24 protein-coding genes and 1 pseudogene are annotated in these 24,072 nt (G+C 45.4%); 11 read left to right on the forward strand and 14 right to left on the reverse strand.

Going from position 1 to position 24,072, the window contains the following annotated elements; all coding sequences use genetic code 11:
- The first annotated feature begins 5 nt into the window (after positions 1-5).
- The 3 genes from thiD to ACWJJX_RS16470 all read left to right on the forward strand — a co-directional run bounded on the left by thiD (position 6) and on the right by ACWJJX_RS16470 (position 3,222).
- The gene (gene thiD, locus ACWJJX_RS16460) at positions 6-824 is read left to right on the forward strand and encodes a bifunctional hydroxymethylpyrimidine kinase/phosphomethylpyrimidine kinase (protein ID WP_014417014.1); all 819 of its coding nucleotides are present in this window, start codon (positions 6-8) and stop codon (positions 822-824) included.
- A gap of 11 nt (positions 825-835) precedes the next feature.
- The gene (locus tag ACWJJX_RS16465; RefSeq protein WP_326375111.1) at positions 836-2,071 is read left to right on the forward strand and encodes an HAD-IIA family hydrolase; all 1,236 of its coding nucleotides are present in this window, start codon (positions 836-838) and stop codon (positions 2,069-2,071) included.
- Between the two features lie 188 nt (positions 2,072-2,259).
- Positions 2,260-3,222, forward strand: coding sequence for an arsenic resistance protein (locus tag ACWJJX_RS16470; protein ID WP_060675337.1), 963 nt, complete (start codon positions 2,260-2,262; stop codon positions 3,220-3,222).
- Positions 3,223-3,280: 58 nt separating this feature from the next.
- On the opposite strand, the gene ACWJJX_RS16475 is transcribed toward ACWJJX_RS16470, so the two are convergent.
- A complete protein-coding gene (locus ACWJJX_RS16475; RefSeq protein ID WP_128574460.1) occupies positions 3,281-4,330 on the reverse strand; it encodes an NAD(P)-dependent alcohol dehydrogenase in 1,050 nt (349 codons plus the stop codon).
- A gap of 159 nt (positions 4,331-4,489) precedes the next feature.
- Here ACWJJX_RS16475 and ACWJJX_RS16480 point away from each other — a divergent pair, with 159 nt between their 5' ends.
- Positions 4,490-4,894: a MerR family transcriptional regulator gene (locus ACWJJX_RS16480; protein WP_007409338.1), complete on the forward strand. Its 405-nt coding sequence runs from the start codon at positions 4,490-4,492 to the stop codon at positions 4,892-4,894.
- Between the two features lie 223 nt (positions 4,895-5,117).
- The gene (locus ACWJJX_RS16485) at positions 5,118-6,407 is read left to right on the forward strand and encodes a Na+/H+ antiporter NhaC family protein (RefSeq protein ID WP_454023123.1); all 1,290 of its coding nucleotides are present in this window, start codon (positions 5,118-5,120) and stop codon (positions 6,405-6,407) included.
- A 37-nt stretch (positions 6,408-6,444) separates the two neighbouring features.
- Here ACWJJX_RS16485 and pdxR read toward each other — a convergent pair whose 3' ends face one another.
- On the reverse strand, positions 6,445-7,827 hold the full coding sequence (pdxR, locus tag ACWJJX_RS16490) for a MocR-like pyridoxine biosynthesis transcription factor PdxR (RefSeq protein WP_454023124.1): 1,383 nt from the start codon (positions 7,825-7,827) through the stop codon (positions 6,445-6,447).
- A 118-nt stretch (positions 7,828-7,945) separates the two neighbouring features.
- On the opposite strand from pdxR, the gene ACWJJX_RS16495 reads away from it, so the two are divergent.
- Positions 7,946-8,566 carry an FMN-binding negative transcriptional regulator gene (locus ACWJJX_RS16495; RefSeq protein ID WP_003156081.1) on the forward strand — a complete coding sequence of 207 codons (621 nt, stop codon included), beginning with the start codon at positions 7,946-7,948 and terminating at the stop codon, positions 8,564-8,566.
- A gap of 48 nt (positions 8,567-8,614) precedes the next feature.
- Here ACWJJX_RS16495 and ACWJJX_RS16500 read toward each other — a convergent pair whose 3' ends face one another.
- Positions 8,615-8,977, reverse strand: a complete 363-nt coding sequence (locus tag ACWJJX_RS16500; RefSeq protein WP_454023125.1) for a hypothetical protein — start codon at positions 8,975-8,977, stop codon at positions 8,615-8,617.
- 226 nt (positions 8,978-9,203) lie between these two features.
- On the reverse strand, positions 9,204-10,394 hold the full coding sequence (locus tag ACWJJX_RS16505) for an MFS transporter (RefSeq protein ID WP_046559377.1): 1,191 nt from the start codon (positions 10,392-10,394) through the stop codon (positions 9,204-9,206).
- Between the two features lie 245 nt (positions 10,395-10,639).
- On the opposite strand from ACWJJX_RS16505, the gene ACWJJX_RS16510 reads away from it, so the two are divergent.
- A complete protein-coding gene (locus tag ACWJJX_RS16510) occupies positions 10,640-11,218 on the forward strand; it encodes a TetR/AcrR family transcriptional regulator (RefSeq protein ID WP_102422381.1) in 579 nt (192 codons plus the stop codon).
- Between the two features lie 51 nt (positions 11,219-11,269).
- On the opposite strand, the pseudogene ACWJJX_RS16515 reads toward ACWJJX_RS16510, so the two are convergent.
- The 6 genes and pseudogenes from ACWJJX_RS16515 to ACWJJX_RS16540 form a co-directional block, all read right to left on the reverse strand.
- A pseudogene (locus ACWJJX_RS16515) lies at positions 11,270-11,347 on the reverse strand (hypothetical protein); the annotation flags it as partial.
- A 51-nt stretch (positions 11,348-11,398) separates the two neighbouring features.
- Entirely contained in the window at positions 11,399-11,698 is a 300-nt protein-coding gene (locus tag ACWJJX_RS16520; RefSeq protein ID WP_016937108.1) for a spore coat protein, read from the reverse strand.
- 14 nt (positions 11,699-11,712) lie between these two features.
- Entirely contained in the window at positions 11,713-11,910 is a 198-nt protein-coding gene (locus ACWJJX_RS16525; RefSeq protein WP_003156073.1) for a hypothetical protein, read from the reverse strand.
- An 18-nt stretch (positions 11,911-11,928) separates the two neighbouring features.
- A complete protein-coding gene (locus ACWJJX_RS16530; RefSeq protein WP_003156072.1) occupies positions 11,929-13,065 on the reverse strand; it encodes a zinc-dependent alcohol dehydrogenase in 1,137 nt (378 codons plus the stop codon).
- 18 nt (positions 13,066-13,083) lie between these two features.
- The gene (locus ACWJJX_RS16535; RefSeq protein WP_070081429.1) at positions 13,084-13,452 is read right to left on the reverse strand and encodes a spore coat protein; all 369 of its coding nucleotides are present in this window, start codon (positions 13,450-13,452) and stop codon (positions 13,084-13,086) included.
- 17 nt (positions 13,453-13,469) lie between these two features.
- Complete coding sequence (locus ACWJJX_RS16540) at positions 13,470-13,715, reverse strand: spore gernimation protein GerQ (protein ID WP_070081430.1); 246 nt, start codon at positions 13,713-13,715, stop codon at positions 13,470-13,472.
- A gap of 466 nt (positions 13,716-14,181) precedes the next feature.
- On the opposite strand from ACWJJX_RS16540, the gene ACWJJX_RS16545 reads away from it, so the two are divergent.
- The 3 genes from ACWJJX_RS16545 to ACWJJX_RS16555 all read left to right on the forward strand — a co-directional run bounded on the left by ACWJJX_RS16545 (position 14,182) and on the right by ACWJJX_RS16555 (position 18,222).
- Positions 14,182-15,342: a sensor histidine kinase gene (locus ACWJJX_RS16545; protein ID WP_181445539.1), complete on the forward strand. Its 1,161-nt coding sequence runs from the start codon at positions 14,182-14,184 to the stop codon at positions 15,340-15,342.
- Positions 15,335-15,970 carry a response regulator transcription factor gene (locus ACWJJX_RS16550; protein WP_014304442.1) on the forward strand — a complete coding sequence of 212 codons (636 nt, stop codon included), beginning with the start codon at positions 15,335-15,337 and terminating at the stop codon, positions 15,968-15,970. The genes ACWJJX_RS16545 and ACWJJX_RS16550 overlap by 8 nt, the downstream gene beginning before the upstream one ends.
- 98 nt (positions 15,971-16,068) lie before the next feature.
- Positions 16,069-18,222 carry an MMPL family transporter gene (locus ACWJJX_RS16555; protein ID WP_326375115.1) on the forward strand — a complete coding sequence of 718 codons (2,154 nt, stop codon included), beginning with the start codon at positions 16,069-16,071 and terminating at the stop codon, positions 18,220-18,222.
- 33 nt (positions 18,223-18,255) lie between these two features.
- On the opposite strand, the gene ACWJJX_RS16560 is transcribed toward ACWJJX_RS16555, so the two are convergent.
- The 4 genes from ACWJJX_RS16560 to ACWJJX_RS16575 all read right to left on the reverse strand — a co-directional run bounded on the left by ACWJJX_RS16560 (position 18,256) and on the right by ACWJJX_RS16575 (position 22,526).
- Positions 18,256-18,978, reverse strand: coding sequence for a gamma-glutamyl-gamma-aminobutyrate hydrolase family protein (locus ACWJJX_RS16560; protein ID WP_029326195.1), 723 nt, complete (start codon positions 18,976-18,978; stop codon positions 18,256-18,258).
- 136 nt (positions 18,979-19,114) lie between these two features.
- Positions 19,115-20,743 (reverse strand): ribosomal protection-like ABC-F family protein, encoded by a 1,629-nt coding sequence (gene abc-f / locus ACWJJX_RS16565; RefSeq protein WP_101562770.1) that lies wholly within the window; start codon positions 20,741-20,743, stop codon positions 19,115-19,117.
- Positions 20,744-21,022: 279 nt separating this feature from the next.
- Positions 21,023-21,550, reverse strand: a complete 528-nt coding sequence (locus ACWJJX_RS16570; RefSeq protein ID WP_276123258.1) for a GNAT family N-acetyltransferase — start codon at positions 21,548-21,550, stop codon at positions 21,023-21,025.
- Between the two features lie 118 nt (positions 21,551-21,668).
- Positions 21,669-22,526: a YitT family protein gene (locus ACWJJX_RS16575; RefSeq protein ID WP_276123259.1), complete on the reverse strand. Its 858-nt coding sequence runs from the start codon at positions 22,524-22,526 to the stop codon at positions 21,669-21,671.
- 282 nt (positions 22,527-22,808) lie between these two features.
- Here ACWJJX_RS16575 and ACWJJX_RS16580 point away from each other — a divergent pair, with 282 nt between their 5' ends.
- A complete protein-coding gene (locus ACWJJX_RS16580) occupies positions 22,809-23,942 on the forward strand; it encodes a glycerol dehydrogenase (RefSeq protein ID WP_014304447.1) in 1,134 nt (377 codons plus the stop codon).
- The last annotated feature ends 130 nt before the right edge of the window (positions 23,943-24,072 follow it).

Consider the following 24,072-nt stretch of genomic DNA (forward strand, 5'->3'; position numbering starts at 1 on the left):
GTAAGTTGACGGATATTTATAAAGCGCTTTCGATTGCTGGGACTGATCCTTCCGGAGGGGCGGGAATTCATGCGGATTTAAAAACATTTCAGGAACAAAAGGTATATGGAATGGCTGTTATTACATCAGTTGTTGCACAAAACACACTTGGTGTGAAAAGTTTTGAGGAGATGTCTCTTCAGAATATATCTCAGCAAATAGACTGTGTCATGGATGATATAAAACCGGATGCTGTCAAAACCGGTATGCTTGCAAGTATAGGAATTATTGAATTGCTGGCAGAAAAGTTAAAAGACGCAAATATTCAATCGTATGTGATGGATCCGGTTATGATTGCTAAAAGCGGACATCATCTGCTCCATAAGGACGCCATTGATCATTTGAAGAAATTATTAATACCCCAAACAACTGTTATTACACCGAACATTCCGGAAGCGGAAGTAATCATCGGCAAATCAATCGAGACTGTACAGCAGATGCGTGATGCGGCGAAAGAAATAGTGGAGGTATACGGGGCGAAAAGTGCTGTCGTAAAAGGGGGGCACCTGAACGGAGAAGCCCGTGATATTTTGTACTTTGACGAGGACTTCGAGGAATTTGTTTCTCCCCGCTTTGATACAAAGCATACTCATGGAACAGGATGTACATTTTCAGCTGTGATAACTGCAGAGCTGGCAAAGCAGCACAGCATACCGGAATCAGTGGCAACTGGAAAGGAATTCATTTCAGCAGCCATTAAACATCCCTTAGGAATCGGGAAAGGACAAGGCCCTACAAATCATTTTGCGTATCGCTCAACTATTAACCAAGAGACAACCGCTTAAGGAGTGTTACGATGATTTCCAAGAATTATGATGTATTTTTATTTGATTTAGACGGAGTGATATATATAGGAGATAAAGCTTTACCAGGAGCTGTGGCCTCTTTAAAACGACTCCGTGAAGAAAAGAAAGCCATTCGCTTTTTAACGAATGATCCTTGTGTTACAAGAGAAACGATTGTGAAACGCCTTCATAAACTGGGGATTTCAGCAAGTATTGGTGAAGTGTTTACTGCGGGGTGGGCAACAGCTGATTACCTTGTCAGTGAAGGAATAAAGAAGGCATATATATTGGGAAATGACCAACTTAAAAGTGAAATTCAAAAGGCCGGTATTGATCTTACGGAAGATCAGGCGGAGGCTGTTGTCATTGGATGGGATCAAAATATTACATTTCAGGATGTGCATAAGGCAGTAAACCTCATCCGCTGCGGAGCTTCATTTATCGCTGCAAACGGGGATAAAACATTTCCTGCCGCTAACGGACCAGCTCCCGCGACAGGCGCTATAGTCGCGGCTGTTAAAACAGCAGCTGCTAAAGAGCCGATGATAATTGGAAAACCGGCGTCTTCAATATTTGAAAAAGTACTCGAGCCTTTTGAGGATAAAGAGAGATGCGTTATGATCGGGGATACGCCTGAAACAGATATTGTCGGAGCAAACCAAATAGGCATAACTTCCGTATTAGTTTCTGATCAACATACTTTATTTCCTGCAAAACATGATTTTAGAAATCCGGATGTTGTGATCCGCGATCTGAAAGACTTGTTCGATAATGAAATAAAGGCAGAAGTACGGAAAAAACCGGATTTCCAATGGACAGAACAAGTGAAAGCCGGAGTCGCTGGAATTATAATGAAAGAATCAAGTTCCGTTTTATTAATGAAGCGTGCTGATAATGGTTTATGGGGCATTCCTTCAGGCCATGTGGAACCTGGTGAAACAGTTGAACAAGCAATTATAAGAGAAATAGAGGAGGAAACTGGATTAGTGGTGAAAGTCTCTAAAATGATAGGCGTTTATTCTGATCCGAGTTCACAAACCTTTATATACCCTGACGGCAGAGTCAGCCATTTTATTACCAATTGTTTTCAATGTGACGTCATCGGCGGCACTTTGAAAGAGTCCACAGAGGAAGCCATGGAAATCAGATATTTTGATATCCATGAATTACCTGAACATCTCTTGCCGATGCACCCGAGATGGCTGGATGATGCTTTGGAAATGAAAGAGAATGCTTTTATTCGATAAGGAACAGTACGCCAAAAATACTTTTTGGGGGTTATTTACAAGAATTAACGGTTCTCAACCCGTATCTCTCGGCCGCGTTCCAATAACACCAAGTGTCACAGACCCTTGGTGTTTTTTAATTCCGGCAGGACCTTAATGCAAGAGCGGCAGAAAAGAAGGTATAATGGGCGGAGAAGAGGTGTCAGCCAATGAAAATAACCAGAGAGACATTAGAAAAACAGCAAATTTGGATATATGGTGTGACTCTTGTGATCGGCGGAATAGCGGGGATCGCCGGGAAAGATTCAGGACTTCGCTGGGGATGGACGATATCACCGCTTATCGCTGTTCTCATGTATGCCATGTTTGCCCAAATTCCATTCTTGAAGCTGAGGGAAGCCATGTCAAATCTTAAGTTTATGGCGGCTTTACTGATCGGTAATTTCTTAGCTGTACCTGTCGTTGTATGGGTGTTAACCGCTATTTTTCCTCAATCTCCTCCTATATTATCAGGGGTTTGTTTGGTATTGCTTACACCTTGTATTGATTACGTCATCGTCTTTACTCAGCTCGGCAAAGGAAATGAGAGATTAATACTGGCTTCCACGCCGGTTTTGTTCGCCGTTCAGATGGCATTGCTTCCGTTATACCTGTGGCTGTTTATCGGGAAAGAAGTAATAGGGACTGTTCATGCGGGACCGTTTCTGGAAGCATTCTTATTGTTAATAGCGGTGCCGCTGCTGGCGGCGGTGATGACTCAACTATGGGCTGATAAGAAGCCGGCGGGAGAAAAGGTGTTGGAATGGACGGCGTGGCTGCCTGTTCCTTTTATGGCTCTGGTCTTACTGGCGGTCGTCGCCACACAAATCGGCAAAGTCATCAATGATGCTGACATCATTATACGTGTGATTCCGATCTATCTGCTATTCCTGCTCATTATGCCGTTTGTCTCCCGTTTTATCGCATATGCGTTCCGTCTGAATACAGGTGAAGGAAGAGCATTGATCTTCAGCACGGGCACAAGGAATTCTCTCGCAGTCCTTCCGTTAGCGCTGGCTCTGCCGGATGCTTGGGCCTCATTAGCCGCTGCTGTTATCGTCACACAGACGATTGTTGAGCTGATCGGCGAATTGGTTTATATCAAAGCGGTGCCCGGATGGCTGCTCAAATAAAAAATAATCTGCGCTGAAAAAAACATACCAATAGATATTGGTATGTTTTTTATGAGAATTATAAAGTTGCAATATCAATGACGAAACGGTAGCGGACATCGCTTTGGAGAACCCGATCGTACGCTTCGTCAACTTGATCGGCCGGTATCACTTCAATTTTAGGAGCAATGCCGTGCTCGGCGGCGAAATCAAGCATCTCCTGAGTCTGCGGAATACCGCCGACGAGTGAACCCGCAATGCTGCGGCGGCCCGTGATTAAGGAGAACACACTGTATGAGTCCGGCTTAGCGGGCGCTCCCACATTTACCAATGTACCGTCAATGCGAAGCAGGGATAAGTAGGCATCTACGTCAAGGTTCGCGGATACTGTATTTAAAATAAGATCAAATCGTCCGGCCAGCTCAGTGAATGTATTCGGATCGCTTGTCGCAAAGTAATGATCAGCTCCAAATTCAAGCGCTTCGTCTTTTTTGTTCATTGAGCGGCTGAGGACGGTGACCTCTGCGCCTAAAGCGTGCGCGAATTGAACGGCTAAATGTCCGAGCCCGCCCATTCCGACAATCGCCACTTTTTTGCCGGGACCGGCATTCCAGTGTTTCAGCGGAGAATAGGTGGTAATGCCCGCGCACAATAGCGGACTGGCAGCATCCAAATCCAGCTGATCGGGAATACGGACAACGAATCTGTCAGTGACAACTATTTTCTGGCTGTAGCCTCCGTACGTAGGATTTCCGTCGTAGTCCAGGTTATTATAGGTCTGAACAACGCCTTTTGTGCAATATTGTTCGTCTCCGTTCAGGCAGTATTCACATTCCCCGCAGGAGTCTACAAAACAGCCGACACCCACACGGTCGCCGGCGGCAAATGTGGTGACTTCTTCACCTACGGCTTCCACAACTCCGGCAATTTCATGGCCGGGAACCATCGGAAAGATTCCGCCGCCCCATTCATCGAATGCGCTGTGGATGTCTGAGTGACAAATCCCGCTGTACTTAATATCAATCAGGATATCGTGCGGCCGTAATGCTCTTCTCTCAATCGTCGTCCGCTCAAATTTAGCTTTTGCATGCGGAGCGCTTAATACACGAGTCGGATGATTATTGCACATGGTTATCTTCCTTTCCAAGATAAAGTGATGAATCCTCTGTTCGGTTTTACTTTAAATGTTAAAGCGGACTTTAAGTCAAGGGGTTTGGTTTATTTTTCTATGAAATGATATTCTATAATGGCACGCTTATGAAAGGTATGAAGGATGGGTGGTAAGAATATGAAGATTGCGCAGGCTGCAAAGCAGGTTGAGTTATCAGCCGCGACGCTTAGGTATTATGAAAGTATAGGACTGATTCCTCCGGTAAAACGCGATGAAAGCGGCATCCGCGATTATGACGAAGATGATGTGAATTGGATTCAATTTATAAAATGCATGAGAAGTGCCGGGCTGTCGATTGAGGCGCTGATTGAATATACCGCTTTATTTATTGAAGGAGCCGATCATACGATCGAACCCCGAAAAAACATCCTTATAAATGAAAGGAAAAGGCTGACGGAGAAACAGAGGGAAATTGATGAAACTATAAAACGATTAAACAGGAAGATTGAGGATTACGAAGATATCCTTGAAAATGAAGCGAAACTTAAAAACAGATTGAAAGCTGAATGTATTTCTGAATGAAGAGAAGGTGTCCCGGGCGCCGGGCCGCATGAAATGTACCAAGGGAAACGAGCCTTGGTTTTTTTATTTTCTAAAGAGAGGAAACAAAACAGCTTTTTCTATCTTATCAATCATTACTTATCCTTTTTTCAGCTTGACTTTTTTACTGCAGACTTTTAAAGTGTGAAATGTTGCTTAGACTGTGATTAGCGACTTTAATGCTGAAAAGAGGTGGTTTACCCAGATGAACAATCATAAGAATCCTTGGGCGTTATTGCCTTTAGTCTTATTCGTAGGGCTTTTTGTCGGCTCTGGTCTGGTGACCGGAGATTTTTATAAATTGCCGATCTTGATTGCCGCGATCATTGCGTCAGCTTTTGCGCTGTTATTTAACCGGAAGAAATCGCTCAATCAAAAAATAGAATGGTTCGCTTCCGGTGCGGGACATCCTGATATTATCATTATGGTTATGATTTTTATATTGGCAGGTGCCTTTGCTTCAGCGGCTGAGGCGATGGGAGCGGTGCATTCAACTGTCAATCTTGCTTTGAGCATAATTCCGCAGCAGTTTTTGCTGCCGGGGCTGTTTATCATTGCTTGTTTTATTTCTATATCGATGGGAACATCAATGGGTACGATTGCGGCGGTTGCGCCGATCAGCGCGGGTCTGAGCGGAGAGCTTGGCATCTCCGGCGCGATTACAATGGCAGCTGTGGTCGGCGGAGCTATGTTCGGAGATAATCTTTCTTTTATTTCCGATACGACCATCGCGTCAGTCCGGACGCAAAAAACACAAATGATGGATAAATTCAAAACGAACTTCCTGATTGTTTTGCCCGCTGCTATTTTAACGGTTATTATCTTATTTTTTATTCCGGCAGGCCACGCGGGCCATGCGGGCGCTGCATCTTACAGCTGGATTAAGGTGCTTCCTTATGTCGCCGTGTTAGTTTTTGCGTTAATCGGTTTTAATGTGATGGCTGTCATATTCGGCGGATTGGTTTTGACGGGGATCATCGGATTGGCGGGCGGCAGCCTGACGTTTGACTCTTATTTTAAGGCGATTACGGATGGAATCGCCGGAATGAGCGATCTGATCATCCTGTCCATGCTGATCGGCGGGATGGTTGGCGTAATGAAACAAAACGGCGGGATCGACTTTTTACTGGAATTTATCACGAAACGAATCCGTTCAAAAAAAGGCGCCGAAGCCGGCATTGCCGGACTGGTCAGCGTGACGAATCTGGCTGCGGCCAATAATACGATCTCCATTATCGCAGCCGGGCCGATTGCAAAGAATATCGCTGATAAATTCAACATCGACAACAGAAAATCGGCAAGTATTCTGGATATCTTTTCGTGTATGATACAAGGATTGATTCCTTACGGCGCGCAGCTGTTATCAGCCGGGAAATTCGGGAATATTTCACCCGTCAGCATCCTGCCATACTCTTTCTATCCCGTTTTAATCGGAATCTGCGGCATCGCCGCCATTATGTTTGGACTGCCGAAATTCACAAGAAATACGAAATAAAAGATAAAAAAAGGCGCCGTTCGGCGCCTTTTTTCTTTCATGACAGCCAAGCATTTCTCAAAAGCTGTACGCCCTGTGTGATCTGATCCGTATCGAGATGGGCGAAACCTAACTTTATGATCGGCGGTTCAGGCTTTCCGGCAACGAAATAAACGGCGGTAGGATATACCTTCACTCCGTACTGAAAAGCGCGTTCGATTAATGTTTCTTCTGTATAGTTCAGGTGAACTCTTATCAATATATACAATCCCGACTGCTCGCCGATGATCGTCACCTGATCGCCGAACTGCTGCTTGATATGTGAAGTCAAGTGCTGCATCTTACGCCTGTAGACAGTGCGCATGCGCTTAATATGGCGGGTCCATTCACCGGCTTTCATCAATTCAGCCATGGTCAGCTGGTTAAGCGAAGAAGCGGTGCTTTCGAAATGAATAAACCGTTTTTTATACCGGTGCAAAAGGCGCTGCGGCAAAACCATATAGCTTATGCGGATGCCCGGTAGAAAGGATTTTGAGAAATTCCCTAAATAAATCACCCGGTCTGATTGAATGGAAGCAAGAGCGGGAAACGGCTGCTGTGTATAACGGAATTCACTGTCATAATCATCTTCAAGAATATAACCCTCTCTATGATTCACCCAATTGATCAGTGTTTGGCGCTGCTGAATGGACATGCTTACGCCGTAAGGGCTGTGATGGGATGGGGTCACATAGATTAATTTTTCTTTCATTGCATGCAATTGAGAAAAATCAGCTCCGTTTTCATAGACAGGCATCGTTTCCAGAGATAGCCCGTGAAATTGAAATGCCGCTCTGGCCCCGTCAAACCCAGGGTCTTCAACGATAATTCCGGAAAAATCCTCTTTCAGAATCCGGCTGAGATATATCAGCATCTGCTGGGTGCTGCTGCCGATGATAACCGAATCCGCATCTGTTTTCACTCCGCGTGATTCCAAGAGATAAGCGGCAATTTGTTCACGCAGGTTTCTCTCGCCGAACGGTTCACCGTACAGAAAGCTTTTCTCTGATGCCAAAACTTGATTGTATAATTTTCTCCATGTTTTCAGAGGAAAATGCTTTTGATCGACGGCTCCGGCGCGAAAATCAATCAGGGCCGGCTGAGCTGATTCGGTTTTCTCAGCGTAAACAACATCATGTTCTTGTTGAAATAAAGAGGGTTCTATTTCATTTGCAAAATAACCTTTGCGTGTTTCTCCGCGAATGTATCCCTCCGCTAAAAGAAGATCATAAGCCATCAGCGTTGTATTGCGGCTTACCCGCAGGGAATCCGCCAGCTCGCGAATGGATGGCAGCCGCTCACCTGCCTGAATATTTCCTTGCTCAATCAATGTTTTAAATTGCTCGTAAATTTGTTTGTATTTCGGGGTGCCGCTTCTGAAAGCGAAAATCAAATTTTTCATCAGATGTTCTCCTCTGACATGTGTATTTATTTGAAACTGTATCTTTTTAAATGTCAGTTGATATTTTATTATAGCGGAAAGCGCTTTATCAATCCATGTTCAGAGAGGAGAGTTTTGTATGTATATTCCGGCTCCATTTCAGCTGAGTGAAGCTGAAGCGTGCGATGTAATCAAAGAGTATGGTTTCGCAGCATTGTTTTCAACGGCGGGGGGCATGCCGTATGCAACCCACCTGCCATTGATGATGAGTAAGGGTAACGAATGCTTATACGGTCATTTTGCATTGCCGAACCCCCAATGGAAAGAGATTGATGGCCAAAACGTATTAGCCGTTTTTCAAGGGCCTCATTGTTATATCTCGCCTAAATGGTATGAGACGAATCAGGCTGTTCCCACATGGAATTATGTGGCGGTTCATGTTTACGGAGAGGCGGAGCTTTTGGATGAGGAAGAAACCGTGCAGTCGATGAGTGATCTCGTATTGAAATACGAAAGCCCCGACAGCCCGTACAAATTAGAGGATGTCGATGCGAAATTGCTGGAAGGCATGAACAAAGGGGTAAAAGGTTTTAAAATCAAAATCAACAAAATAGAGGGACAGGCGAAGCTTAGTCAAAATCATTCAGCCGCAAGACAAGGGCTGGTCGTACAACAGCTCAAACAGATTCCTCATACAAACGAACAGCTCATTTCCGGCTTGATGGAAGAAAACATCAAACGGATCACCGCAAAAAACTGACAAGCATGTTAAAAACATACCGGCAGCATGCGGTATGTTTTTTTCTGATTATGAAGCTTTTCTCAGGATGAATAACGACTCGAACAGCACATAAATCAAAGGCGCCATTAAAATGAAGAAAGAATGAAAAATAGCATACGGTATGAGTAAGTAAACGATAAGTTTCAATAGAATGGAAGACGTTTTATTCAATGTCCAGCGGTTTTTCAAGATATCAGTCATACAGGCTGAAACAAGGCCGACCGTCAAATATCCGGCTGCTATGTAAAGATAAATAAAAAGGTAAAACGGGTAAGAAGACAACGGGGGTATGTCTTCCTGTGTCATTTTTAAACCCACATAAAAGACCAATAAAAAGCAAACGGACGAAACGAGAGCTAAAAAAAGGTGTTTATATAAATACTTCTTCATGTGTTTCACCTGCCTATGGACAATTATTTCTAAACATATTATGACATGGTTTTATCGCTGCTGAAAGAATCGGCAGCGGGCATGCGCCCGTCTATATGAGCGGGGCGTAAAGAATCAATATCATCTTTTCATGAATCCGGATGTTTTGTTCGGATGGATGTAAAGAAGAATACACCCCAAAAAAAGCTGTCAGCTTGGTCCTGACGGCTTATTTTTGGTGAAAGGCTTATTTCTCCGTGGTGAAATAAAGCAATGCTATGACCGGAAAAGCAATTCCAATCCATAATGTGATACTCCACCCGCCTGAGGCGTATGCCCATCCTCCGATTGATGATCCTATAGCGCCGCCCAGAAAGAAGATTGCCATGAATAATCCGTTTAATCGGCTGCGGAATTCAGGTGCCAACGAAAAAATGGCACGCTGACTGAGTACGAGATTGGCAGATACCCCCATATCCAACAGGATAGCTGCGGCCACCAGAACTGCTATTCCGACGGGGGAGCTGGTCTGAATCATGAGCGGGAGTAATAAAGAAACGATGACAACACCGAGAGCGATTCCGGTGGCAAGCCGGGTCAAGCCGCGATCAGCCAGACGGCCGCCTATCGGTGCAGCCGCTGCACCCGCAATGCCAGCTAATGCATACAGCGCGATTGCCTTTTGAGAAAAATGAAAAGCAGGACCGGACAATAGTAAAGGTACAGTCGTCCAGAATAAGCTGAAAGCTCCAAATACAAACGCATGATAAATGGCACGGCGGCGTAAGACCGGAGTCGTGCGCAGCAGCTTCCACATTGAACCGAGTAAGACGGTGTAGCTTGTGTTTGCTGTTGGTTTTCTGGCAGGAAGCACTTTTGATAAGACGATTGCCAGGACAACACTTAACGCGGCGGATAAAGCAAATATGGCATTCCACCCCCATATATCAGCGACCAGGCTGGATATCGGACGTGAAAGCATAATACCGAGCAGCAGGCCGCTCATCACATTGCCGACAACCCGGCCGCGTGCGGCGTCTGGCGCAAGGTATGATGCGAACGGAACTAGCACTTGGGCCGCGATTGATCCCAGTCCGATGAAAAACGCAGCGGCTAAAAACAGTGTTCCATGCTTCACACATGCTGTCAGTGTCAAAGCGGCTGCGCTTAGAAGGAGCGATACCACGACAAGTTTTTTGTTTTCGACAATGTCTCCCAAAGGGACGAGAAACAGTAGGCCGGCAACGTATCCGATTTGAGTCAGCGTGACAATCAATCCGGCACTGCTTGGAGAAAGCCCGATTGCCGCACTAATGAATCCTGCCAAGGGCTGTGCATAATAAAGATTAGCGACAATGATACCGCATGCCGTTGCGAGAAGAAGGGTTAAACTGGTTGAGATTCTCTGATCTGCTTTTTGTTTGTTTAACGTAGCCATGTGAATGAACTCCTTTTTAATGATTTTATGAGGTTTGATAAATATTTTGCTGATTCATCTCCTCTCCATAGATTTTTAGTGCTAAGGTTTTGCGGAGTGTTGAGTATTTACTAAACTGTACGTTTAGTTTTTATAAGTAAATAATATACTGAACGTTCAGTTTTGTAAATAGGCTTCTGTTTTATTTTTTTATCATGTTAAGTATACTGAACGTATCGTTTATAATTCGGGAAGGAATGATTCATGTGCAGAGTAAACGAGGACGGCCGCGTGATGAAGGAACACATAAGGCGATTCTTTCTGCTGCCTATGACCTATTGTTGGAAAATGGCTTTGACGCGGTGACAGTCGATAAAATTGCAGAGCGTGCCAAAGTGAGTAAGGCAACGATTTATAAATGGTGGTCAAACAAGGCTGCCGTTATCATGGACAGCTTTCTTTCGACCGCTACGGACAGACTGCCTGTGCCCGATACAGGATCAACAGTGCAAGATATATTGATCCACGCCGCGAATTTAGCAAAGTTTTTGACAAGCCGGGAAGGAACCGTTATTAAGGAATTAATCGGTGCGGGACAGCTGGATGCAAAATTGGCGGAAGAATATCGCACGCGATTTTTCCAGCCCCGCCGCCTCCAAGCGAAAGGCCTTCTGGAAAAGGGAATTCAGAAAGGTGAATTAAGAGAGAATCTTGATATTGAAGTAAGCATCGATCTCATTTACGGACCGATTTTCTATCGCCTGTTGATCACAGGTGATGAGGTGAATGATTCCTATGTGCATGATCTTGTGATGAGTGCGTTTAAGGGAGTTCAAGCTACGTGAATAATTAAAAAGGCAGAACAATTTGTTCTGCCTTCTCTGCTCTATTTGCGAACGCCCGGCAGCTGCCACGCACGCATTCACCGCTGCAAGCCCCAATAACAGCCCGAAGAAAGGCTGGAGAAGCTGCAGAGCTGTTTCGTTGAAGCTTGAGCCAGAGGTGCTGTCTCAGCAGCAAAACATTTATAGGACGGGCAGGCGGAGCGCCGTATCAATATTTTGTAAATTAAACCGGACTTGTTCATCTGTGTTCCACGGATGATACCAGCCTTTTTCCATCATATAGCGTGAGATTTGCTCGTGCATGTCGATGGCTTCTTCTAAGTGACGGGTGAGGATCGCTTTCACTTCAGGCGTTCCGGCTTCCGTCGCTGCCATCGCATAGTTTCTGACTCCGCTTTTTGCCGAATTCAATAAATCCATAGCGACAATTTGGTCTGTCAGTGCATCCATCCCCGTCAAGTATTCCATAATCGGATTCATTCGTTATTCATCTCCTATTCGTGCTTTGCATCAGATAAAATCGAGGCAAATTCCTGCAATTGCCTTGTTGATGTATCCGCATCCTGCTGCATGATTTCTTTCAGCTGCGGATCGGATACGAGCGCTTTCATGGTTTTGGATTTCGTCAGACAAAGTGACTTAAAAGAAGCCATCTCCTGAATTTCGAGTAATTCATGTAAGGCGCTGGCCATTTCTGTAGCCTCCGTTCTTTAAGGTTTGAGTACAACTTTAATACAATCATCTGTTTTCGTGTCAAACATCTCATAGCCGTGCTTCGCTTCACTAAGCGGAATGACATGGCTTACAACATCGCCCGGATCAATTTTGCCGGTTGACACCAGTTCAAACATATACGGCATATAATGGATAACCGGAGCTTGTCCTGATCGGATATTGACGTTCCGCTGCATGATATCGCCAAGGGGAAACCCGTTGTATCTGCCGCCGTACACACCCGTAATCTGGATCGTTCCGCCTTTTCGCACCGCTTGGGACGCGATGACCAATGCGCTCATCGCCCCGCCTTGAAGTTTTAATCCGCTGGCGAGGAACTCCAGATCCGTCATTTTTCCGTCCATGCCGACGGCGTCAATAACCACATCAGCGCCGCCTTTGGTGATTTCCTTCAGGTAGCTGCCCGTATTTTCGTGGTCTTCGAAGTTCACGATTTCCACTTTATTCGTCCGTTTCGCATGCTGGAGACGGTAGTTGACATAGTCTACGGCTATTACGCGTTTCGCTCCCTTTAACCAGCAGAATTTTTGAGCGAAAAGGCCCACGGGCCCGCAGCCGAGAACGATGACCGTATCGCCTGCTTTTACGCCGGCATTGTCAACGCTCCAAAAACCGGTTGTCATCGCATCGGCAATAACACTCAATTTCTCATCCGGTTCTTCGCATGTTTCGGGGACTTTAAAATGGGTGAAGTTCGCAAAAGGGACGCGTAAATATTCGGCCTGGCCGCCCGGATAGCCGCCGGTACTCCCTGAATAGCCGAAATAAGCGCCCATATCGCCGTTTTCATTTGATTGATCACATTGGCTTTCCAGGTGATTTTTACAATAAGTGCATTCTCCGCAGGCGATATTAAAAGGAATAATGACGCGGTCGCCTTTTTTGACTTTCGTCACGCCGGGACCGGTTTCTTCCACAATGCCCATCGGTTCATGCCCGATAATATAGTCTTCCTGCAAGTTCGGAATGAGTCCGTGGATTAAATGTAAATCTGATCCGCAAATTGCCGTACTTGTGACTTTTATAATCATGTCATCGTGTTTTTCAATCTTCGGATCAGGCACGTCTTTGACTACGACGTTTTTCACTCCTTGATACGTTACGGCCTTCATGCTGTAATACCTCCAGTGTTAGTGTTCATCAGGTGTGCGGTCAAACATCCCTTTTCTGTTCGTTTCAACGGGAAACAGATTCATGTTTCCGACCATGAGGGTATTTTTCGCAGAGAGCTGGTCCAGTTTATACTGTTCGCTCAGATCATGCGGGTGAAACCACTTTTTGCTGACCATCAAGTCGGTAATTTCCTGATGCATCGCGATTCCCTGCATGAGCTGTTTGCGCAGCAAAGCTCTTACATCAGGTGAAGCGGTTTCTGTTAAAGCGACGGCGGTATTTCTGACGCCTTCTTTTGCCCGTAAAAGAAAATCCATTGCGAATGTCATATCTGCGAGTTCAGGGACGTGTAATGAATTGATTGGATCTAAATAGTCATGATTCAATGATGCTTACCTTCCTTTCAATTAATGATCGAAGTCGGCCGGTTTTGAGGAACAGGAGCCTGAAAAGATGCCCGTTCATAAACCGCCTGCAGATCAGCAAGGTTTTGCGAGGCTTGCTGAACGTCTTTTTCCATTAACGTTTTCAGATCCTGATCAAACACAAGCCCTTGCATGAGCTTGGATTTCGCTACACAAAGCGTCTTGAAGTTAATGATTTCATGTAAGTCCAGCGACTCGTGAGCCGCTAATTCACGCTTTTCCATAATCGTTTTTTAAACCTCCTCTTCTCAATTACATAATTAATTTCCCCTGAGAAAAGAGCTCTAGTCTTACAAATTTTGTTTATAAAAAAAGAGAGAAGAAATCTGACGGTACATTAAAAAAGAGGAAGCACAATCGCTTCCTCTTGTTCACATGGAATGGCTGTCGGTGTCCTGAACGTTTTTCTGATGCGCGGGCGGTTTTGCCGCGCGGGAGACAGACCGCTGAAACCCGGGAAAGGTCATAAAAAAGATATGAACAAAAGCAGCCCGCGAACAATCCCGCAGGCTGTTTTTTCTTTCACCCGCCATGCAGGACAGAAGGGGAAGGTGAGAAGAAGGCACTTATGGTATGATGACAAATAGAATAAAATCTCGTGAGGCCGGTCGGCTAAAAGGGAGTGGACAGAGATTGTTTGGTACAAAACATCAAGAAGACTATGTCTCCCGTGACAGACGCTCATTGCATATGCTTGCGCTTCGGGTGCCCGGTCTGGCGTTTATTTTTATGGTATATGCCGCATCAGTCTCTTTGCAGTACATTTATGAAAGCTGGACGGTTTTATTGCTGCTGTTATTCACGATATTGATCGTCATTTTTGCCGTGCTGCACTGGCATTCCTATCGCTGGGTCAAGAAAAAAACGTTTCTTTATTTCATCATACAGGGATTTATCATATATACATCGGCTAACTTGATGACCGGCGGCTATATCGCGGCGGTCATCGGTCTCTATGCCTTTTTAATCGGGCAGATTATCGGAATGGCGGATAAGGGCAAAACGCTGCTCATACTCTATCTTTTCATTTTAATGTCCATAGCAGCCCTGCACCAGGAGCATCCGCATCATCTGCTTCGTTTCATCGTTATCGCCGCTCCCATCATGATCGTGATTATCACGTATGCGGCAACATTTTTCGCACAAGTTGATGAAAAAATAAAAACACAGATGACGCTTGAAAAATTAGAGCTCGCTCACCGGCAAGTGAAACAGCTGACGCTTCAAAACGAGAGGCAGCGGATGGCGAGAGACTTGCACGATACACTTGCGCAAGGGCTGGTCAGTTTGCATATGCAGCTTGAAGCGGTGCATGTTCATCTTTCAAAGGGTAACACTGACAGAGCGAAAGACATCATCAGCCAGTCAATGGACAGAGTGAAGGGCACATTGGCTGATGCGCGCTCGGCCATTGACAACCTTCGCAGCAAATCAGAAGAGATCGGGTTCTTAAAAGAATGCATCACTGAACAAATCAACCATTTTACAGAAGCCTCCGGGCTGTCTTGTTTTTTAGATTACAGCGTGTATCATGTGCTTGACGTTCATACGGCGGAGAATTGCCATTACATGATCGGCGAAGGCCTGACTAACGCCGCCAAGCATGCAGAAGCCAAGAATGTCTGGGTGTCCGTTCAGGAAGAAGAGGGACAGATCCGCATAACCGTCAAAGATGACGGGAAAGGCTTTGATGCCGGAACAGAAATGAGAAAAAGCGGACATTACGGGCTGCTTGGGATACAAGAACGCGTCAATATGATGAATGGCACTTTCCGTATAACAAGCGCCAGAGCAGCGGGAACTCAAATTGAGATCATCATACCAATTCAAGGAGAAGCGGAACATGTATAAAGTGTTAATAGCAGATGACCATCTTGTCGTCAGAGAAGGTCTGAAGCTTTTGATAGAAACAAATGACCATTACACCATAACGGGAGAGGCGGAAAACGGGAAAACCGCCGTCCGCCTTGCAGAGGAACTAAAGCCCGATGTCATTCTCATGGATCTGTACATGCCGGAAATGAGCGGGCTGGAAGCCATTAAACAGATAAAAGAGCATTCTGATGTGCCGATCATTATTTTGACGACCTATAATGAAGATCATCTGATGATAGAAGGCATCGAATCAGGCGCGAACGGTTATCTGCTGAAGGACACAAGCTCAGAAACCTTATTTCATACGATGGATGCGGCGGTGAGGGGAGAAGTGCTTCTGCAGCCGGACATCTTGCGCCGTTTCCGGGAAATGAAAATGGAACGGGCAAATGCCAATGAAACACAGCTGACGGACAAGGAAATCATAGTTCTGCAAGCCGTTGCGAAAGGACATAAAAGCAAAGCGATCGCCTTCGATTTAGGAATCTCAGAGCGGACGGTAAAAGCGAGATTAACATCGATTTATAACAAATTAGGCGCTGATTCGCGGACGGAAGCCGTCACCATTGCCATGCAAAAAGGCATTCTGAAACTGAATATATAATGAAAAACTGCCCAAACGTACATGCCCCTATGTACGTTTTTTTTATGTGAATGTGAACTACAATTAGGCAGAAAGTAATGATTGGAGAGGAGTATTCGATGTCTGGTTTTTTATATAAATTAGGGGGATGGTCTGCCCGCAACCGATTCAAAATGATCATTGCGTGGCTCGTGATATTGATCGCTTCGATTGTGATCGCCATCTCGTTAAAGCCTGCTTTTTCTGAGGATATGTCAATTCCCGACACACCTTCTGAAAAGGCGATGGATATCATTCAAAAAGAATTTTCAAAGGGGCCTGATAAAGGAAGCATACGGGTTATTTTCGGAGCTGAAGACGGGAAGAAATTGACGTCAAAACCGGAAAAACAAGCGATTGAAGAGACATTAAAGAAGATCAAAACAGATCATTCAGTCGCTTCGATTGCAAGTCCTTTTGAGACAGGAACCATTTCTAAAGACGGATCAGTGGCATATGCCGATATTACGTACAAAAAAGCGGCGGATGACATTACGGAGGCGTCTGTTTCACATATTAAACACAGTCTGTCCGCCGCCGGAGACAAGGGCCTGCAGACGGAGCTCAGCGGTGATGTGCCGGGAGCCGGTGTTGAAGTCGGCGGTGCCTCTGAAATTGTCGGCGTTGTGCTGGCTTTCGTCGTTCTGGCCATTACGTTTGGTTCATTAGTCATAGCGGGGCTGCCGATTGTCACAGCCCTGATTGGGTTAGGCGTAAGCGTCGCGCTGACGTTAATCGGAACACAGGTCTTTACAATAGCCTCGGTCAGTCTCTCATTATCCGGAATGATCGGCCTGGCCGTCGGGATTGATTATGCGCTGTTTATCTTTACGAAGCATCGTCAGTTTTTGGGCGAAGGTGTACAAAAAAATGAATCGATCGCTAAGGCTGCGGGAACGGCTGGCAGCGCCGTCGTTTTTGCGGGACTGACCGTGATCGTCGCGCTTTGCGGATTGACCGTTGTCGGCATTCCGTTCATGTCTGCCATGGGATTGACTGCGGCGCTCAGTGTGCTGATGGCTGTATTGGCATCAGTAACGCTGGTGCCTGCGGTGTTATCAATCGCAGGAAAACGGATGATTCCGAAATCAAACAAGAAGAAAGAAAAGAAAAGCGCCGACACGAATGCCTGGGGGCGCTTCGTTACAAAGAAGCCTATTCTGTTAAGCATTTTCAGCATTATTCTTTTAGCCGTCATCAGTCTGCCGGCCATGCATTTAGAGCTAGGGCTGCCTGATGCGGGAATGAAAGCGAAAGACAGCCCGGACCGCCGCGCCTATGATCTGTTGTCTAAAGGATTCGGCGAAGGCTTTAACGGCAAGCTGACAATTGTTGCCGATGCAAAAGGAGTCAAGGGGAATAAAAGTGAAGCATTTCAAGACGCCGTGAAAGAAATAAAGGACTTGCACAATGTGTCGAGCGTCACACCTGCCATGCCGAATCAAAAAGGGGATTATGCCATCATTACGGCAGTGCCTGAAACCGGGCCGAATGATAAGGCAACGAAAGAGTTAGTGCAGGATATACGGAAACGATCAGACAAAAACGGCATCCGCCTGCTCGTCACCGGGTCAACAGCGGTGAATATTGATATTTCAGACCGGTTAAATGATGCGATTCCGGAATTCGCCATTCTCATTGTCGGGTTTGCGTTTGTATTGCTGACCGTTGTTTTCCGCTCGCTTCTCGTGCCGCTTGCCGCCGTCGTCGGCTTTTTGCTGACGATGACCGCTACACTCGGATTATCGGTATTCGTTTTGCAGGATGGGAATTTCACCGGCTTGCTCAGCATTCCGGAAAAAGGTCCGATTCTCGCCTTCCTGCCTATTTTAGCCATCGGTATTCTTTTCGGGCTGGCGATGGACTATCAAGTATTCCTTGTCAGCAGAATGAGAGAAGAATATGTCAAAACAAAAAATCCGGTACAAGCCATCCATGCCGGATTGAAACATAGCGGACCTGTCGTAACAGCGGCGGGACTGATCATGATTTTCGTCTTTGCGGGATTCATCTTCGCGGGGGACTCTACGATCAAATCCATGGGATTGGCAATGACCTTCGGTGTTCTTTTCGATGCGTTCATTGTAAGAATGACCATCATTCCGAGTGTCATGAAGCTGATGGGACATGCGGCCTGGTACTTGCCGAAGTGGCTGGATAAAATCATTCCGAACGTGGATATCGAAGGCCATAAGCTGACACAAGGCAAAACACCGGAGAAACCGGAAGAATAAAATGAAAAAGCAGATCGTTATGATCTGCTTTTTTTATGTGCTGACCGCATTCATGAACAGAGAAAAAAGCTTTTTCATGTCTTCGTGCTTTTTTGTCAGCATTTCGGGATGCCATTGCACGCCGACGACAAATAATTCACCCGTCCGTTCAATCGCTTCTATGGCCCCGTCTTTCGCATAAGCCGCGGCTTTAAACGAAGGCGCCGTCTCTTTTATGATCTGGTGATGGAATGAATTCACCCGCGCTGAATCGCCAAACAAGGAATGGAGACGTGTCCCTTTTTCAAAAGAAACATGATGGGTTTTTAACGGCGGATCTTTTTCTTGATCGTGCTTAATGTCAGCAAACGAAGCGTGTGTCAGGTCTTGATATAAAGTTCCCCCGTAAGTGACGTTTAACATATGCATCCCCCGGCAGATGGCCAGAATCGGCTTTTCTAAAGCAACCGCCGTGAGAATCAGCTCCTTCTCGTAGGCATCCCGATCAGGAAAGGTCTTTCTTAAAGCCTGTAAAGGTTCTTCGCCGTAAAACAGCGGGTCTATATCCTGGCCGCCGGAGAGAATGATGCCGTCAACATGAGAGACCTGTTCCTTTAAAAGCGCCGTCTCTTGAATCACCGGCAATATAAACGGCACACCGCCGGCCTCAGAAACAGACTGAATATAATCATTATTGACATAAGCCCGATTATAACCCGGGAAAGGGCCGGATTGATCAGCCATAATGTTTCCCGTAATTCCGATGCGTTTGGCCATCCTGCGTTCACCTGAACCTTTCTTTCTGAACCTTCTCGTATAAATCTGAACGTAGGTTGTACAAATCAGTTTGAAATTATTCTTCATGATATGTGAACTTTTCAAAAAAACCCGTGACAATCACGGGTTTTTACATTCATTTCAATTTCTTGATTTCTTCCGTCAGCTCTTTGAATTTTTGATCAAGCTCACGATATTGTTTATCAGCCGGAGTCATGAAGCTGAGTTTTCCGAGGACTTCCTGCCGTTCGGTTTCAAGCTTTAATCGCAGTTCTTCAGCATCATCCCTGACGGAGGGAGATTCTTTCCATTGTTTTCGGACGCTGCCGTTTGAGATATCAAGCCGGATGTCCGTCGTCTTTTCGACAAAGTAGCGATCATGCGATACGATGATGAGCGTTCCGTCGTATCGGGCCAAAGTATCTTCAAGCTGCTCGCGTGACGGCAGATCAAGGTGGTTTGTCGGCTCATCCAGAATCAGCACATCTTTCTCCTCCAGAATAAACGCCATCAGCTTGCATTTGACCCGCTCTCCCATGCTCATCTTGCCGATGGGTTCCGTCCATTGCGCTGCGGTAAATCCTAAATGCTTCATGAGGGATTGAACATTTCCCCTTGCTTCGAACGTTTCTTTGTAAAAAAGCTGTTCGGGGGTTTTATCAAGCGGAAGGTCGAATACTTCCTGGGTTAAATATCCGACGTTTGCAGACGGAGAAATCCATATGCCGCCCTGCGCTTTTTCCTGACCGAGGATGACCTTCAATAATGTTGTTTTCCCGCTGCCGTTCGGACCTGTAATCGCGATCTTTTCACCGTGCATCACAGTGAAATTTACGTTTTTAAAAAGCGTTCGGCCGTCATATGACTTTGTGACATCACTTACTTCTAAAAAACGCTTTCCCGCTTTTTTACGGTGCTCAATGGAGAAACGGACTTCATACTCTGCTTCAACCGGTTCTGCTTTCGCTTTTTCAAGCTCTTTTTCAAGACGCTTCTGCTTTGATTTAATCTGGGCGTCCGTGCGTTTTGCTTTTACGCGGTGATATTCTTTAAAGCCTTCTATTTTCGTTGATTGGGCGTGGGCTTTTTTTGACCAGGCGCTCAGCTCGTTCATTTGAGCTTCAATCCGTCTGATCATATGCTGCTGATTCTCATATTCCCGCTGCTGTGTCAGCCTTCTCTGTTTGCGGACCTCCATATAGCTTGAATAATTCCCTTTATGTTCAATGAGTTTCTTTCCTTCGATGGCCCAGATTTTTGTCGCCGCTGCATCTATAAAAGCACGATCATGCGAAACGAATATAATGGTGCCTTTGTAATTCTTGATCTGATTCAGCAGTATTTCTAAACTGTGCTGATCGAGGTGGTTCGTCGGCTCATCTAATAACAAAAGGCCGCTTGAGGAGGAGAAACCTTTGGCAAGACGGGCTTTCAATTTTTCTCCGCCGCTTAATTGCGAAAAGGCGCGTGCGGGCACGTTCCACTTTTCTAACAAGGCTGCCTCCGCAGGCTCCGGGTGGCCGGAATCATAAGCTTCCGTTTCTTGTTCCACCATATATATGTTCACATCTTGCATCATCTGGATCTGTCCTTGTGACGGCGCTTTTTGATTGCAGATCAATTGCAGCAATAAAGATTTGCCGGCGCCGTTTTTACCGATAACGCCGATGATGTCGCCTTGCTGGACACTCGCGCTGATCTGTTCAAAAAGGGGAACGCTGTTGATTTCATAACTGATGCCGCTTAACTTTAACATTTCTTTCATATGTCAATCCCTCGCTTTAAAGGGAGGACAAAAAAAATCCTCCCAATTGATTTGGAAGGATTAGCCGTACCTGTGCATGATCAAATAAGCTATTTTTACATAGCTTTCTCGTATCGTATAGAAAATGGGCAGACTAATCCTATTTTTTCTGATTTGAAATATTTGATTTCAAACGGTCAAAATAAGATTAGTTAATCATTGTCCACCCATCATCCCTTCGTATTTGTTACGAACAGTGTAGCACACACTTATCTGTAAAAGCAAAGGGTATAAGCCTTTTTATTCCAGATTGGAGGCTTCCCACTCTTCTTCTAAAACGGCATAATAATATTCATCCCACCATTCATTATCATGGGGGATGCATTTTTTAAAAAAGCCTTCCCGCCTCATCCCGATCTTTTCCATCACCCGGTGCGAAGCCATGTTTTCCGGCTGACATGTCGCAATGATCCGGTGTAATTTCATCTTGTTAAACCCGAATGCCAGCACGGCGCGCGCCGCCTCTGAAGCATATCCTTTGCCCTGGTATTCCGGGTGAAACACCCAGCCGATTTCATACGTATGATCGCCAAAATACTGAAAAAAAACAATGTGGCCAATGACCGTTTTCTCATCCTTCAATAAAACGGGAAACTTCCCGGCATGTTCACCGCTGTTTTCAGTAACGAATTTCCTGGCTTCTTCTTCGGTAAAGACACCCTCTGGTATATATTTCATGACACTCGGATTCGAGGTGTACGCATAGACATCCTGCCAATCTTCCGGTTCAAATGTCCGAATTACGAGCCTTTCAGTTTTGATATTCATTTTTTTATGTTCCTCCATCAAAAAAGGTTTCATTTACTACTTCGATTGAAAGATGTAAAAAACCTTTGAGCGGGGAAGAGCCGGATAAAAAAAGCCTGCAGCTATACACTGCAGGCGGTTATTTTTCATTTGCGGCGGCGGGCAGGTTTGTAAACCCGAATTGCCCTCCGACAGCTTCTTTTACTTCATGAATAACGATAAATGATTTCGGATCAATTTTTTGAACATGTTTTTTGATTTTCAGCAATTCGTTCTTTTTAATGACAACATAGATAATGCGCTTGTCTTTGCTGCCGTAATACCCGTATCCGTAAAAAATCGTCGCCGCGTTGCCGTACTCGGAGGTGATGGCTTTGGCGATTTCTTCGTATTGGTCAGACATAATGGTGAGGGCTTTTTTATTATGGAAACCCTCAATGACAATATCGACGATTTTGGCGCACAGATAAACGAATATAAACGTATACAGCATATGATTGATTCCGATCGCTAAAACGGATGCGAAAATGATGACACAATCCATATAAAACATGCTTTTGGAGATGTTAAAGCCCTTTGTGTAATTCAATAAATACGCCAAAAGCGTGGTCCCGCCGGTAGATCCGTCAGCGATAAAGATCAATGCCAGCCCCGCTCCCATCAGCAGAGCGCCGAATACGATCCCGAGCACCATGTCGTGCACGCCGAATGGAATAAAGCTGACGATGCTGAGAAAAACAGAAGTCATTCCCGTACCGAGTATCGTGAATAAAATCGTTTTTTTCGTTAAAAATTTATAAGCCAACCCGATAAAAATCAAATTTACAACCAGAGTCGTAATACTTGCAGGTATATGGAAAAGATAATATAAAACGAGAGCGATTCCCACGGTGCTGCCGTCCCCTAAATGATTCGGGATGACGAAAAATTCCACGGACGCCGCGATAAGAAAGGCTCCGGCCATAATCATCAGTATATCCTTGCAAATGTTCTTCATATGCAAACCTCCTCCGCAGTCAAAAATATATAAAAAACAAAAACGCCTCAAAAATTATCCAGCAGAACTAAATAATTTTTAAGACGAATCATTCACAATCTCGTTTGTTCATTCAGTAAAGAATGATCAGCTTCAATATCGAAGATTATATAGACACCTTCACATCTTGTCAATGCCGTGAAAATTGATTTTTCAGCAGTGTATATGAGGTTTGAATCAAATCAAAACGAGGAATGATATCAGAAGAGTTTTCATTTCTGCTCTATCAATAAGAGAAATGTAATGAGAGACAACGAAGAAGGGATGATGACATTGGAACGAATTTTTATCAGTCCGGCCAAATACGTGCAGGGAAAAAATGCCATTGAAACAATCGGCGGACATCTGGAGGGCGTTGGTGAAAAAGCCGTCGTCATCGCGGACAAAACCGTGTGGGATATCGCAGGTCACAAGGTGACGGCTGAATTAAAGAAAAGCAATATCTCTTCTGAAGAGGCGGTTTTCAACGGCGAAGCCTCCCAGGAAGAAATGAAAAGAATTGCCGGCATCGCAGAAAAAGCAGGGGCGACTATTGTCATCGGAGTCGGCGGCGGTAAAACGCTTGATACGGCCAAAGCCGTATCAGATGAAATAAACGGCTACACCGTTATCGTGCCGACGGCCGCTTCAACGGATGCTCCGACAAGCGGGCTGTCTGTCGTGTATTCTGAACAAGGCGCGTTCGAAAACTATCGTTTTTATCATAAGAATCCTGACTTGGTTCTGGTCGATACGAAAATCGTCGCGGAAGCTCCGCCGCGCTTTTTAGCGTCAGGGATTGCCGATGCGATGGCGACGTGGATAGAGGCGCGCAGTGTCATCGCCAATGGCGGTAAAACGATGGCAGGCGGAATTCCGACAATTGCCGGAGAGGCTATCGCGGAAAAATGTGAAGCGGTATTATTCAAATACGGCCGTCTCGCTTATGAGTCTGTGAAAGCGAAAGCCGTTACGCCCGCATTGGAAGCGGTGGTTGAAGCCAATACACTTCTGAGCGGACTGGGATTTGAAAGCGGCGGCTTAGCTGCGGCGCATGCCATTCATAACGGATTTACCGCGCTTGAAGGTGAAATCCATCACTTGACCCATGGTGAAAAAGTGGCATTCGGCACGCTCGTTCAATTGGCGCTGGAAAAACGTTCGCTTGAGGAAATTGAGCGGTATATCGCGTTTTATATCAGCTTGGGGCTGCCTGTCACACTTGAAGACATCAAATTGAAAGACGCATCTAAAGAGGACATTATGAAAGTGGCAGAAGCCGCGACGATTGAAGAAGAAACGATTCATGCCGCTTTTGACGTGACGGCTGACGACGTGGCGGACGCCATTATAGCGGCTGATCAATACGCAAAAGCATTTAAAGAAAAACACGCGTAAAACCTTTTACGGCGTGATCCGGGACCAAGGGCTGTTACAGCCCTTGGTTTTTTTATGCCCTTTGAAAACTTTTAAAAATAAAGAAAAAATTATGATACAATATACAAATGTTTTGAGAGATTGACAAAGG

This window comes from Bacillus sp. YH3-2-B2, assembly GCF_053663335.1.

Bases quoted from the DNA above. Each gene is read 5' to 3' on its own strand.
- ACWJJX_RS16465 (WP_326375111.1), top strand. From the start codon at position 836: ATGATTTCCAAGAATTATGATGTATTTTTATTTGATTTAGACGGAGTG.
- ACWJJX_RS16470 (WP_060675337.1), top strand. From the start codon at position 2,260: ATGAAAATAACCAGAGAGACATTAGAAAAACAGCAAATTTGGATATAT.
- ACWJJX_RS16475 (WP_128574460.1), bottom strand. From the start codon at position 4,330: ATGTGCAATAATCATCCGACTCGTGTATTAAGCGCTCCGCATGCAAAA.
- ACWJJX_RS16480 (WP_007409338.1), top strand. From the start codon at position 4,490: ATGAAGATTGCGCAGGCTGCAAAGCAGGTTGAGTTATCAGCCGCGACG.
- ACWJJX_RS16485 (WP_454023123.1), top strand. From the start codon at position 5,118: ATGAACAATCATAAGAATCCTTGGGCGTTATTGCCTTTAGTCTTATTC.
- pdxR (WP_454023124.1), bottom strand. From the start codon at position 7,827: ATGAAAAATTTGATTTTCGCTTTCAGAAGCGGCACCCCGAAATACAAA.
- ACWJJX_RS16495 (WP_003156081.1), top strand. From the start codon at position 7,946: ATGTATATTCCGGCTCCATTTCAGCTGAGTGAAGCTGAAGCGTGCGAT.
- ACWJJX_RS16500 (WP_454023125.1), bottom strand. From the start codon at position 8,977: ATGAAGAAGTATTTATATAAACACCTTTTTTTAGCTCTCGTTTCGTCC.
- ACWJJX_RS16505 (WP_046559377.1), bottom strand. From the start codon at position 10,394: ATGGCTACGTTAAACAAACAAAAAGCAGATCAGAGAATCTCAACCAGT.
- ACWJJX_RS16520 (WP_016937108.1), bottom strand. From the start codon at position 11,698: ATGAATCCGATTATGGAATACTTGACGGGGATGGATGCACTGACAGAC.
- ACWJJX_RS16525 (WP_003156073.1), bottom strand. From the start codon at position 11,910: ATGGCCAGCGCCTTACATGAATTACTCGAAATTCAGGAGATGGCTTCT.
- ACWJJX_RS16530 (WP_003156072.1), bottom strand. From the start codon at position 13,065: ATGAAGGCCGTAACGTATCAAGGAGTGAAAAACGTCGTAGTCAAAGAC.
- ACWJJX_RS16540 (WP_070081430.1), bottom strand. From the start codon at position 13,715: ATGGAAAAGCGTGAATTAGCGGCTCACGAGTCGCTGGACTTACATGAA.
- ACWJJX_RS16545 (WP_181445539.1), top strand. From the start codon at position 14,182: ATGCTTGCGCTTCGGGTGCCCGGTCTGGCGTTTATTTTTATGGTATAT.
- ACWJJX_RS16550 (WP_014304442.1), top strand. From the start codon at position 15,335: ATGTATAAAGTGTTAATAGCAGATGACCATCTTGTCGTCAGAGAAGGT.
- ACWJJX_RS16555 (WP_326375115.1), top strand. From the start codon at position 16,069: ATGTCTGGTTTTTTATATAAATTAGGGGGATGGTCTGCCCGCAACCGA.
- ACWJJX_RS16560 (WP_029326195.1), bottom strand. From the start codon at position 18,978: ATGGCCAAACGCATCGGAATTACGGGAAACATTATGGCTGATCAATCC.
- abc-f (WP_101562770.1), bottom strand. From the start codon at position 20,743: ATGAAAGAAATGTTAAAGTTAAGCGGCATCAGTTATGAAATCAACAGC.
- ACWJJX_RS16570 (WP_276123258.1), bottom strand. From the start codon at position 21,550: ATGAATATCAAAACTGAAAGGCTCGTAATTCGGACATTTGAACCGGAA.
- ACWJJX_RS16575 (WP_276123259.1), bottom strand. From the start codon at position 22,526: ATGAAGAACATTTGCAAGGATATACTGATGATTATGGCCGGAGCCTTT.
- ACWJJX_RS16580 (WP_014304447.1), top strand. From the start codon at position 22,809: ATGAGAGACAACGAAGAAGGGATGATGACATTGGAACGAATTTTTATC.